The 12,288-nt window shown below is 47.8% G+C and carries 12 protein-coding genes and 1 pseudogene; 10 read left to right on the top strand and 3 right to left on the bottom strand.

What is annotated here, in order from left to right:
* Window positions 1–101: 101 nt before the first annotated feature.
* From MKY96_RS23390 to MKY96_RS23365, 6 genes are all read left to right on the top strand, one after another.
* Window positions 102–356: a hypothetical protein gene (locus MKY96_RS23390; RefSeq protein ID WP_340943708.1), complete on the top strand. Its 255-nt coding sequence runs from the start codon at window positions 102–104 to the stop codon at window positions 354–356.
* On the top strand, window positions 353–529 hold the full coding sequence (locus tag MKY96_RS23385; protein WP_155991288.1) for a hypothetical protein: 177 nt from the start codon (window positions 353–355) through the stop codon (window positions 527–529). The genes MKY96_RS23390 and MKY96_RS23385 overlap by 4 nt, the downstream gene beginning before the upstream one ends.
* The gene (locus tag MKY96_RS23380) at window positions 516–878 is read left to right on the top strand and encodes a hypothetical protein (RefSeq protein ID WP_340943706.1); all 363 of its coding nucleotides are present in this window, start codon (window positions 516–518) and stop codon (window positions 876–878) included. The genes MKY96_RS23385 and MKY96_RS23380 overlap by 14 nt, the downstream gene beginning before the upstream one ends.
* A gap of 179 nt (window positions 879–1,057) precedes the next feature.
* Window positions 1,058–2,014, top strand: a complete 957-nt coding sequence (gene msrA / locus MKY96_RS23375) for a peptide-methionine (S)-S-oxide reductase MsrA (RefSeq protein ID WP_340943705.1) — start codon at window positions 1,058–1,060, stop codon at window positions 2,012–2,014.
* Window positions 2,015–2,088: 74 nt separating this feature from the next.
* Window positions 2,089–2,820: a ZIP family metal transporter gene (locus MKY96_RS23370; protein WP_340943704.1), complete on the top strand. Its 732-nt coding sequence runs from the start codon at window positions 2,089–2,091 to the stop codon at window positions 2,818–2,820.
* 94 nt (window positions 2,821–2,914) lie between these two features.
* The gene (locus MKY96_RS23365; RefSeq protein WP_036693755.1) at window positions 2,915–3,214 is read left to right on the top strand and encodes a hypothetical protein; all 300 of its coding nucleotides are present in this window, start codon (window positions 2,915–2,917) and stop codon (window positions 3,212–3,214) included.
* Window positions 3,215–3,305: 91 nt separating this feature from the next.
* On the opposite strand, the gene MKY96_RS23360 is transcribed toward MKY96_RS23365, so the two are convergent.
* The 3 genes from MKY96_RS23360 to MKY96_RS23350 all read right to left on the bottom strand — a co-directional run bounded on the left by MKY96_RS23360 (window position 3,306) and on the right by MKY96_RS23350 (window position 7,047).
* A complete protein-coding gene (locus MKY96_RS23360) occupies window positions 3,306–4,214 on the bottom strand; it encodes an aldo/keto reductase (RefSeq protein WP_340943701.1) in 909 nt (302 codons plus the stop codon).
* 905 nt (window positions 4,215–5,119) lie between these two features.
* Window positions 5,120–6,109 carry an aldo/keto reductase gene (locus MKY96_RS23355; protein ID WP_340943700.1) on the bottom strand — a complete coding sequence of 330 codons (990 nt, stop codon included), beginning with the start codon at window positions 6,107–6,109 and terminating at the stop codon, window positions 5,120–5,122.
* Between the two features lie 95 nt (window positions 6,110–6,204).
* The gene (locus MKY96_RS23350) at window positions 6,205–7,047 is read right to left on the bottom strand and encodes an AraC family transcriptional regulator (protein WP_340943698.1); all 843 of its coding nucleotides are present in this window, start codon (window positions 7,045–7,047) and stop codon (window positions 6,205–6,207) included.
* Between the two features lie 443 nt (window positions 7,048–7,490).
* Between MKY96_RS23350 and MKY96_RS23345 the strand changes: the two are divergent.
* From MKY96_RS23345 to MKY96_RS23330, 4 genes and pseudogenes are all read left to right on the top strand, one after another.
* Window positions 7,491–7,985 (top strand): annotated as a pseudogene (locus MKY96_RS23345) (general stress protein); the annotation flags it as partial.
* 893 nt (window positions 7,986–8,878) lie between these two features.
* On the top strand, window positions 8,879–9,253 hold the full coding sequence (locus tag MKY96_RS23340; RefSeq protein ID WP_340943696.1) for a lactococcin 972 family bacteriocin: 375 nt from the start codon (window positions 8,879–8,881) through the stop codon (window positions 9,251–9,253).
* Between the two features lie 82 nt (window positions 9,254–9,335).
* Entirely contained in the window at window positions 9,336–11,558 is a 2,223-nt protein-coding gene (locus MKY96_RS23335) for a DUF1430 domain-containing protein (RefSeq protein WP_340943694.1), read from the top strand.
* Between the two features lie 4 nt (window positions 11,559–11,562).
* Window positions 11,563–12,204, top strand: a complete 642-nt coding sequence (locus tag MKY96_RS23330) for an ABC transporter ATP-binding protein (RefSeq protein WP_340943691.1) — start codon at window positions 11,563–11,565, stop codon at window positions 12,202–12,204.
* Window positions 12,205–12,288 lie beyond the last annotated feature (84 nt).

Here is a 12,288-nt window from a genome sequence, read left to right as displayed (position 1 = left end):
GGTGATTCTGTTAGAGTGGCGGCAATGGACTGCGCCAAAAATGTGGACAGGGGTAAAGGCGCGAATCCGTTCCGATTACATTAGGAAATGGGGGGATACAGATGGATTTCAGTGCATTGACTGGCCTTTTCGTGGATAACAACGGTTCGGTCGTGCTGAATGTTCTGTTATCTACTGCCTTGATCTGGAGTGTTAAGCAAATTGCGAATAAAGAGAAAGTGATTCAGAATTATCAGAAACGGGATGAGGAGAATGAGAAGCAGCTTAGCGAATATAACCGTACGCTCGTGAAGCTGCTGATCGAGAGAGGAACCGCGGAGAAAAAACCTAATGATGAGGGGGTCGTCAACAAGTGAAGCTCCTCGATATCTTTCGCAAGCACGAGCTGAAGCCCAGCCGGGTCAAACGGGAAATTGAGACCCTGGGCCAAATTCAGGAGGCGTATGAATCCAATGATCTAGAGAGGCTTATTGATCTGCACCGTACCGGCTTAGGCAGAAGGGGAGATGATCTGCATGGACATTATTGACTTGATCCTGATTACACTGGAAATGATAGCCTTGATCGCTTTTACCGCGTATGTTATCCGTTACAGCAGGTATTTTATGGGACGAGGCCCCTTGCGTACGTATAATTTGTATCTCCGCAGTGTGTGGATAACTTACGGGGCGGTAGCGCTGCTATGTCTCAATCTGCTCTGGGGCAGGCTGAACATTATTCTCGGGCTGAACCTGTCCGGCAGCTTATCCGATATCCTGCGGGAGTATGTGCTGGTCCTGACCCTGGTAATGCTTGTATTCGCAGGCTTGATGCACAAAGAGTTATGGGACAGCAACCATAGGCACAAGCCCCGCCGTGAGCGCAAGAAACTGAAGTAGTAGGCCCCACTGCGCATCATTCCCCCTCGTACACTAGTCCTCCGCCACGTTCATCTCTCTCAATATGAAAAAGCACCAGCTCCAGCTGAAACAGCTGGCTCTAACCATCGCCCTGACCGTTTTGGAGAAGCGGGATATTCAGATATAATAGGGGAAAAGCATGCAGGGAGGCGGTCTGTTTGACTTCGAATGATACGCTGCAGCTGGCGACCTTCGCCGGCGGCTGCTTCTGGTGTATGGTCAAGCCGTTCGACGAGCTGCCGGGCATCGTCTCGGTAGTGTCAGGTTATACAGGCGGGCACACGGAGAATCCGACTTATGAAGAGGTAGGGTCGGAAACTACCGGGCACCGGGAGGCGGTGCAGATTGTCTATGATCCGGAGCTGTTCCCGTATGAACGGCTGCTGGAGATCTATTGGCAGCTGATCGATCCGACGGATGACGGCGGGCAGTTCATGGACCGGGGGCATTCTTACGCTCCGGCGATCTTCGTTCACAATGAAGAGCAGCGGAAGCTGGCGGAGCTGTCGAAGGAGAGGCTGAAGGCCAGCAAGCGCTTCAAGGCGCCGATTGTGACGCCCATCCTGCCGGCTGCGCCGTTCTATCCGGCGGAAGCGGAGCATCAGCAGTATTACCGGACCCATCCGCTGGATTATAAGCTGTATCAGAAGGGCTCGGGCCGTGACGACTTCACAGCGCTGCACTGGAACAGCCGTGAGGATAAGAAGCGGCTGCGGGGGCAGCTTACAGAGCTGCAATATGAGATCACCCAGAACAAAGGCGCGGAGCCTGCCTACCAGAATGCGTATTGGGACCACTTCGAGGAAGGCCTCTATACGGATGTGATCAGCGGTGATCCGCTGTTCAGCTCGGCAGACAAATTCGACTCCGGGACAGGCTGGCCCAGCTTCACGGGTCCGGTGGAAGAGGGGATGATCCGGCGGGAAGCCGATTACAGCGGCGGACAGGTGCGGACCGTGCTGCGCAGCAGGTTAAGCGGAGCTTATCTGGGGTATTTAACCTTTGACGGCCCGGAGCCGGCGAAGCAGCATTATCATATCTATTCTGCCGCCCTTCAGTTCGTCCCCAAGGCAGAGCTTGAAGACAGAGGGCTGGGTCGGTATGTGAGACTCTGAAGCTATGGGTCTATTTATAGCTGCCTTGAGCATATGCTGAATCTATAGTCCTGTCCACAAAAGGGGTTGAAGATTTGGCGGGTGCACTTTTAGGCAGCTTTTTGTCTGCCATGGCAACGGTGCTGGGCGTTATTCCTATTCTGTTCGTAAGGCGGCTGTCCGAGCTGTGGAAGGATGTGCTGGTGGCCTTCACAGCCGGGATCATGGTCTCTGCAAGCACCTTCGGGCTGATGCCGCAGGCAATCAGAGAATCGGGTATTACTGCACTGACACTGGGGCTGATTACCGGCGTATTGCTGCTCGATCTGATCGAGAGTCATATTCCGCATATCGATGTGGAGAATAAGCCCGGCCTCAGCAATCTGGATTCCAAAGCGCTGCTCGTCATGATTGCGCTGTTCATTCATAACATCCCCGAAGGGCTCAGCACAGGCTTCAGCTATGCCAGCGAGCAGACAAGCCTCGGCCCGATGGTTGCGATTGCGATTGGCGCGCAGAATATGCCGGAAGGGCTGATTCTGGCGATCTTCCTCATGAATGCCCGCGCCAGCCGGCGTAAGGCGTTGACGATAGCAGCGTTGACCGGTCTGATGGAGATGGTGTCGGCTGTGATCGGGTATTTTACAGCCAGCTATGTACAGAATGTGGTTGGATACGGGCTGGCATTCGCAGCCGGGGCAATGCTCTTCATCGTGTATAAGGAGCTGATCCCGGAGAGCCATGGCCACGGCTTTGAACGGCCCTCGACGTATTCATTTATCTTCGGGCTGCTGGCGATGGTCTATATTACGCAGTTTTTTGGCTAGGCTGCTTCCGCGGCAGTGTCGTTTGCATCTGCCTGCCGCAGCCGCTATACTATAACGCAATCCCCGGTTCCTATGGAGAAGGAGTGATAACAGGATGGTTAGACTGGAATGGGAAGCTGCATTATCCTTCGTATTATTGATTGCTTCATATCTGTGTTTATACGCGGCTATTCAGAAGCGGACGAATTTCGCCCGCTACAGCATGACGGTTCTCCTGATAGCCAGCGGAGCGCCGCTGGCCGTGATGCTGATTCTGGAGAGCAGAAGGGAAGCGCTGGATGCCAATATCGGGCTGGGCATGGCGTTCCTGCTAACCTGGCTCATTACTGCAGTGGTATTTGTGGCTGCATTGATTACGTGGATAGTTAAGGCAAGGAAGCGCGCTCATAGGTAGACAATAAGAAGCTAAGCAAAATAAGAAGCTGTCCAGAGACTGTAATGCCTACAGTTTCCGTACAGCTTCTTCTGTTAGCCGTAAGGCCGCTCTACACGTGCAGAGTATACCGTCCTGCCTTGCTGGAATCTCGTACAGCTTCAAGCTCCAGTGCAGAGAGCGGCTGTGAGCGGGCAGCCGCCATATTCTGCCGCAGCTGCTCCAGGCTGCTGGCCCCCGGGATCACGGCGGCTACCGCCGGATCGGCCAGCGGATATTGAAGCGCGGTCTGCGTCAGCGTCCGGGTAAGGGTGGTCTGGCTCATCAGCTGCTCATGCAGGGCCGTGAGCTCGTCCTCCGTATAGTCCAGGTATGCCCGCTGTGCCTTGCTGCGGCCATGATCGGTCAGAATGCCGCTAGCCAGCGGCCCCCGCGCAATCAGGCTGATGCCCGCGCGGCCCAGCAGCGGAAGAATGCTCTCCTCCGGGCGTCTGTCGAGAATGCTATACTGGCTCATCACGCTGACGATGCCGGAGCGCTGCACATATTCACGGATCACATTCGGCCGGATGGAGGAGATGCCGTAATGCCGGATAACCCCTTCCCGCTTCAGCTCCTCGAAGGCTTCAATCGTCTCATCGATATCATCCTCCAGCGTTCCTCCGTGCAGCTGATACAGGTCAATATAATCGGTCTGCAGCCTGCGCAGGCTCTCCTTCACAGCGGAGCGGATATAGGCCTTGGAGGCATCCCAGCTCCAGCCTTCCTTGCCGGGAATTCTGCGGTTGCCCACCTTGGTCGCCAGGATCACATCGGCGCGGCGGTGCCGGATGGCCTGACCGACAATCTCCTCATTGCGGCCCTCATCGTAGAGGTCGGCGGTATCCAGAAAGTTAATTCCGCGTTCGAGCGCTTCGTGGATAATGGCGGTGGCCTGCGCTTCCTCTGTCCCCAGCGACATGCAGCCAAGCCCCATGGCACTTACATATAAATCGGATTGCCCCAATCGGTTAGTCTTCATCGGATGTCCTTTCGTTACGCAGTGATAGTTATTGATGGTTATGAATGAGTTCATTATAGCATTCAGGCACACCGTAAGCACTCGGGCAGGACTGCTTCAAGATTCAACGGGTACAGCATCAGGTTTAAATTAGTGAAAACCGTTTTTTGCAGCGCCCCGAGTAGCGTACCCACTCATAGGCTTAATTGTATTTTGTACAACTAAAGCGTCTGGTTTGCTCCCCAGTATACGTTTAGCTGTATTTCGTACACTTAAAATCCCCGCTTTCCCGAGTTCCACCCGTTGGGCAGATTTAGTTGTACAGATTACAGCTATAAGAGGCAAGCCTTCTTTTACGCTGTTTTTAAGTGTACATTCTGCAACTATCCCTGAATGTCTACTTGGAACTACACGCCATAAAGCACTGATTAGTTGAAGCTCTCCCGCCAACCCAATGTTCTATTGCACCAAATAACCAACTGATTGTATTTCCTGCAATGGAAACCTCATATTTTGCTGTGAAATGGGATTCTACTGTATTTCGTACAGCAGAAAGTTGCATTTCAGGTGAAAAATAGCCATTGCTCGAGATTCAACTGTACAGAATACAATAGAGCCTAGGTGATAGCCGTTTTTAGAGAATTCTATGGTACAAAATGCAATTGCTATTGTTCTAGCTAGCACAGCATCAGATGTTTAGCTACAGGAATGAAGCATTCGCGTGATAAGATCTGATCATTGTCATATTCACAAGATTAGCTCTGATGATGTACTAGTTAGGGAGATCTGTACAAAAAAAGAACCCTGCACCACCGCGAGCGGTGGGCAGGGTTGCCGTCATATCTGTGATCTAGGATCTGTAATCTATAATCTGTGATCTGGTATCTGTGATCTGTAGGTTCGGCAGGTGCAGTATCCGCCCCGGCTTATCCGCGCAGAATTGTCTCAATCTGCTCCAGCTCTTCCGCGCTTAGCTCAGGCGCATTCAGTGAAGCTACGGCATCCTCGATCTGGCTGATCTTGCTTGCCCCGATCAGTGCAGAGGTCACCTTGCCGCCGCGCAGCACCCACGATAAGGCGAGCTGGGACATCTTCTGTCCGCGTGCAGCCGCAATCTCGTTCAGCTTGCCAACCTTGGCAAGCACCTCAGGCGTGAGCTCCTTCTCCGAGAGGAAGACACTCGGACCGGCTGCGCGGGAATCAGCTGCGATGCCGTTCAGGTAGCGGTCGGTCAGAATCCCCTTTTGCAGCGGGGAGAAGGCGATGGTGCCGATGCCCTCTTCCTCCAGCACATCCTGCAGGCCGTCCTCAATCCAGCGCGACATCATTGAATAGTTCGGCTGATGGATCAAGCACGGCGTGCCTAGGCGGCGGAGAATCTGCGCGGCTTCACGCGCTTCCTCCGGTCTGTAGTTCGAGATGCCGACGTACAGCGCCTTACCCTGGCGTACCAGCAGGTCGAGGGCAGACATGGTTTCTTCCAGCGGTGTATTCGGATCTGGACGGTGGTGGTAGTAGATGTCTACATAATCCAGCCCCATCCGCTTCAGGCTCTGATCCAGACTGGAGACGAGATACTTCTTGGAGCCCCATTCACCGTAAGGGCCGGGCCACATATAGTATCCTGCTTTGCTGGAGATGATCAATTCATCGCGGTAAGGGGCAAGATCCTTCTTCAGCATCTGCCCGAAGCTCTCTTCGGCAGAGCCGGCGGGCGGACCGTAGTTATTAGCGAGGTCGAAGTGGGTGATTCCTAAGTCAAACGCCCGGCGGACCATAGCGCGGCCGTTCTCGAAGACATCATTGCCTCCGAAATTATGCCACAGCCCGAGGGAGATGGCCGGCAGCAGCAGGCCGCTGCGTCCGGTGCGGTTATATTTCATCGTGTCATAGCGTTCAGGATTGGCGATATACATATTGGATTCCTCCTAAGTTTAAGTTGTGCGGGACTTCATACCTCCCTAATTGTAGCGGATAAACGCTTTCAATCGTATGTCAGCAAGGATGATTTTTATAGCACAATGTCCGTATCTGCATGGCGGAGCCGGTATTCTTTGGGCGAGCAGCCCTTCACCTTCTTGAACATCCGGGAAAAGAGCAAAGCATCCTGATACCCCACGGATTGCGAGATCTCCCCGATGGTGCAGCCGGTCTCTGTCAGCAGCTCGCAGGCTTTGGACATACGGAATTGGAGCAGATATTGCTGCGGCGGCAAGCCGACCGTCCGCTTGAACAGCGCCGACATATATTTGCGGTCCAGCTTCAGGGAAGCGGACAGACTCTCCATCGTCACATTCTCGGCGTAGTGGGCTTGAAGGTAATGCAGGCACTGCTCGACATAGACACTTCTGCTGCGCGGAGCCGGGCTGTCGGCAGCCGGGACCTTGCGAAGCAGCAGGGCGAAGAACTCATAGAGCATCACCTTCAGCGGCAGGTCCAGCAGCGCTCCGCTGCTCCCCGTCTTAGATAACCTGGCAGACAGCGAGGGCATCAGCTCCTGATCCATCGGGAACACCGGCTGCTCCGGGGTAAGCGAAGTTCGTGACAACAGATAGGCCGCCTCCTCCCCGGTAAAAGCAATCCAGGAATACAGCCAAGGATCATCCTGATCTGCGGCATAATGTGTTACCACATGCGGATAAGTGAGGAAAGCCTGCCCTGCGTTCAATGTATGGGTGGCTTCACCGACGGTTACCTTGCCGGTTCCGGCGTGAATGAAGTGGACTTTGTACAGGTTGCGTACTCCGGGTCCGAATGAATGACCGGGTGCGCACTGCTCCTGGCCCCAGTAATGCAGATATAAGTCAGGATTGGCCCGGTGAGGGCGATGGGCGTTATATTTGAATACAGTCATGCTTGCAGCCTCATTTCCTAAAAGGATGATGGCACTCCTAATGAACATATAACTCTAGTATACCTCAGAAGGAGGAGGACCGGACAACCGCAAATAGTCCCAGCCCGGGGAGGGGAGGGACTGAGAGTATGAGGCTGAAGGCAGACTGGCTGGTGCTGCTGGGAATCAGGCTTCCATTTTGAGCATAGAGTATAGTCTCTTTTGGATTAATAACTGCCATGAACCGGAGAATTCAGTGTAATCTAAGCTGACCTCAAACCACTGAATTTGTGGAAAATGTGTCCGGCGGGCAAATTCCTGTTTCATAAATTTTTTTGCGGAACCCGGCTCAAGATCAAAAGTTACCAGTTTCGCGGAGAAGGGTTTGGTTAAGTAAGGGATGTGAAAGTAAAGCGAGAGTCAAACCATCAACAACCTAAATCAGCTACCAGGAGGGAATCGTTATGAATAAGAAAATTGTAGGTGTGTTCCATACCGAGCATGAAGCTTCACGGGCCATTGAAGACTTGAAGGCGCACGGCTTTCTGACAGAGGATATCTCAGTGATAGCGAGAAATAAACGCGATGTGGAAGCGATCAATGATGAGACGGGAACCAAGGTGCCGGAGGGCTTGGCTACCGGCGCAGCAACAGGCGGCTTGCTCGGCGGTGTGACCGGACTGCTCGCAGGCATCGGTGCGCTGGCAATCCCGGGAATCGGGCCGATTATCGCAGCGGGGCCGATTGCAGCCACCCTGACCGGAGTAGCCGTAGGAGCAGGAACGGGCGGTCTGGTCGGCGGTCTGATCGGGCTGGGCATTCCGGAGGATGAAGCCGCGAGCTATGACAACTATGTGGACGAAGGCCGCATTCTGGTTATGGTGGATGCAGATATTGCGCGCGAAAAGGATGTGTACACTGTATTCCGCAACCATAATTCGGCGAACGCTGACCATTATATGAGGGATACCGGTCCTGCGGGTACGGCTGCTGATATGAATGCTCCACGGGACTCCGTGACAGACGCAGTGGATGCGGCGTTCAATGGCTCAGGTCTGGAAGGCCGGCATGATACGGGGCTGGATACGATGAATTCGGCCACCGAGCATGATCTCCCGGAGCGAAGCGCAGTGGAGGATATGAAGCGGCCGGGAATGACAGGAGATCTGTATTCAGGCACGCGTAACGGCATAGACAAGACACCGGATCATACTGCGGAACGCAGGCTCCAGGATGAGGAGGATCGGCTGGCACAGGAAGCCGCCAGGCACGAGGGGGCACGGCCTGGCAGCCTTGTTGATGAGAAGGCGAAGGATGACAGCGAGCTGCTCAGAAACCACGGGCGCACCCGTTAAGCGGCGAATGAACAGCGGATGACGCATGAGCTTAGGATGATGAACGGCACATAAGATGACCACAGACAAGGGTTTCCCGAAGTCCCGCCGGACTTTAGGGAGGCCCTTGTTTTGCGGTGCGGATCCAAACCTATTAACACTGTACATGATATAACATGAAATGATGTTTTCGCCCATAATTAGACACCAAAGTATTTTATAACAATATTTGGTATGTTAAGCTTGTAGTAGGAAATATATGGAGTGAACGAACATATTGCTAGTATATTTTCTTTTATTACATAATTTTGTATTTTTGTTTTATTAATATTGAAAGGAGGTGAGAAGAACTATGTCAAATATTAGGCCGCCGAATGAGAAAAAAAGGTTCCTATATACCCCCATATCTTGACCCTGAGAAAGTTTTGGACTGGGTGGATATCTAAGAACCTATGTAGCATTGTACATTCTAACTTTATCTGTGTAAACTCAAAAAATGAATAAGGAGAGATTCATAAATGTTCAAAAAACATACATTAACTTCAATAGCAATAGTAGGAGTACTTACCTTAACTTCCTTAACACCAGCCATGGCTGCGAGTGTCAATGGAGCAACAAGCGGTTCAGTGAAATTAACCAATGCAATGATTACTCCGTTCGCAAGTACAAGTGTGGGTGGAGGAACCTGGAACTACGGAACTGAAAAAGTCGGAAATCAAAAACATGTATGGTCACTCTATGACCATTCAGAGTTGTCGCATAAAGCTTCGACTAAATTAGGAAGTGAATCTCATACAAGTGGTTGGAAATATGCAAAAACCACAGCTAAATCCGAGATCTATGGTAACAAAAGCAGCACAGGATATGCATACTGGGATGTCTATAAAAAATAATAAAAGTCATCATTAAAATGATGTGATATTCCACTTTTGAAGTGGAGTATCACACCTTTTTCTTATAAGGAGATTGTTGAACTTGAAAAAAATATCCTTACTATTTCTGGTAGCAGCTTTTTTGTTTTCTTATTATACTGCATATCTTCAAACGGATTATGAAGAATTTGAGAAGGTTAAGAATATAGAACAAACCGTTGGCAAAGAATTTGTAATTCCGAATTTACCCGGATTTGCAAGTCCTGAAGAGGTTTACCCGATATTAGCTTCAGCAGCAGAGGCTTCCAAAGTGAATATTTTACGAGCCGGTATTAATTATAAAGAGAACGATGAAGTAGAAATTTTTAAATATATACTGCTAACAACCAGCACAGATCTTTTTAATCATTTTAAGCTTAAACAGGGAAGATATCTAACAATAGCAGACACCAAACAAACTAATTTCTATTTATCCACAGTGAATTTAGAAGGTAGTCATCAAATTGGTCAAATCAGAGATTTCGGAGATAACAACAGAATCAGCATAAAGCCGTTGCAATCATCTTATGAAATTTTTCCTGTTCAAGGAGCATACTATGCAGAAGCAGCTGACGACAAAGTTTTTAATGATTTTATAAACCTCTTTGCGGATAAAGCGAATAAGTATTTTAACAAAAATGATATTATTTTTACTGCTAATGATTTTGTAAAAGATTCAAATGAAGATGAAGTACGCAGTGTTACTTTTCCCTGGATTACCATTTTAACTTATTTAAGCTATGCAATTTATGGAGTTGCAGTAGTTTTACTTATCTATTACTTGTTCAATGAGTCCAGAAGAATAGGAATACTGAAAATGCATGGCATCTCAAATGTTCGTTTGTGGTATATTCTGGTGGGAAAACTTATAACATTTGTATTTATATTTTCTGTTGCAATTTCACTGCTTCTAGCCCTACTAGTAAACAATACAACTTACATATTTATATACACAGTGATGTTTAACCAGTTTAAAGTTTATGTCCTACTGATCATCCTTTCACTAATTTCATATTTGTATATTATGAGAATTAAGATAATTAGTATCATTAAACATTACAAATACACGAATCATATATTTGTGTTGAATATGCTTATTAAGGTTGGTTGCTCCATCCTTTTGGTCTTGATAGGACTTTCAACATGGTCGGAATATACATCTATTAATGATAAGCAGCATGAATTAAAGAATTGGGAGCATAGTAAGGACTACGGTGTACTTTATCCGGTAAACAACGGCTACGACGGAGATAGAATATTTGGAAGTGATTCCTTATTTGAATTAACTTCGCATGATGAGCTTTATCATATGCTGAATAAGATGGGGGCAATATTAATAGAAACACAAAGTTATGAGGAAGATCAACTTCTTTTAGACAGAAATTGGAAAGGGATACGCTCTATAAAGGCAAACAATAATTACCTGCAAGAGTTTCCAGTCTTTGATATCGATCATAAGGCTGTACAAATCTCTGAGGATACGAGTGATTGGGTATTGTTGGTGCCTGAAAAATACCGGGACAAGGAAAAAGAAATATTAAGTTTCTTTCGAAATATGAGAAAAAACAATATGGAAAATGATCAGGGGTTTTATAAAAAAGAAATTCCTAATCGTCTAAAAAATCAAAAAATTGATATCAAGTGGATTAACAATAATCAAAAGATATTTAGTTTTAATCCGAAAGTATTTCCTTCTGAGAATAATGTTATAGTTGATCCAATTATTGAGGTTGTAACAGAGTACAATAGTGTGCTCACAGACAGAGATACCATATTAGGCCGGGGGCCGGGAGATCCTTTAAAAATAAAACTGATGAATAGAGATCCGCTGTTAACGTATAAAATGCTGGAGCCTAAGTTTAAAGAATTGAAAGTGGACGATAATTTAAAACACCTGGTTACGATTGATCAATATATTTTAGAGGAAATTTACCAAAAGGAAATTGCAATGAAGGAAAGCCTCCTTACTATTGTGGGACTGGTGTCAGGTTTCATCTTGCTTACAACTCAGAATATTATAATTTATTTCAACAAAAACCAGCATAAGCTTATAGTCCGAAGATTATTTGGTACAGGTTTTTTCAGAACTTATAAGGAATACGTAATTTTATTCTCACTCGTATGGATAGTTCAAATAGTGATTTGTAGTGGTATGAATAGAGGAATTGAGCCTAGAATGCTAATAGTAGCAGCTATTTTGCTATTGTTCGATTTTATAGCTTCCTCCATAGCAATTTTGCTCATAGAAAAGAAAAACAAAGTGAAGGTTTTAAAGGGGGGGAATTAAATATATGAATACTATATGTGAACTTGTTGATATATGTAAAAAGTATAACAATCATACAGTCATAGATAATATAAATATGACCGTCTCAAAAGGAGAGATGGTTGCTATTACAGGGAGAAGCGGTTCGGGTAAGACTACCCTATTGAATATCCTCGGACTACTTGAAAAGCCTGATAGCGGTAAGATTAAATTGTTTGACGAGAAAGATCAGAGAATCGGTCCCCTCCGTAGAAACAGGCTTCTCCGGACAAAAATTTCGTATCTGTTTCAAAATTATGCATTAATTGATAATGAAACCGTTGAGTATAACTTGGAAATACCACTTATGTATTCTAATGTAGGAAAGAAAGAAAAGCGAAAAATGAAAATGGCTGTACTGGAGCGGATGGGTCTAGAAATTTCACTTAAACAAAAAATACATGAACTTTCGGGTGGAGAGCAGCAAAGGGTTGCTATCGCAAGAATTCTGTTAAAACCTTCTGAAATGATATTAGCTGATGAACCTACAGGCTCGTTGGATGCGGAGAATAGGAATGAGATCATGAGGATTCTAAAAGAGCTCAATGACGAAGGAAAAACGATTATAATCGTTACCCATGATCAATATGTTACTGAAGTATGCAGTAGAATTATAAAGCTTGAGTGATGAGGTGAAGCCCGTAAAGATAACAGAACAGCCTTTATCCCTTTAGGTCGGGGTACAGGCTGTTTGTGTTTGGGGAGAAGCGCA

Origin of the sequence: Paenibacillus sp. FSL R7-0302 (assembly GCF_038006885.1) — a bacterium.
In the GTDB taxonomy this organism is placed as follows: domain Bacteria; phylum Bacillota; class Bacilli; order Paenibacillales; family Paenibacillaceae; genus Paenibacillus_AQ.
Note: the sequence above shows the minus strand (reverse complement) of the source record. Positions and strands in the feature narration are given on the sequence as shown.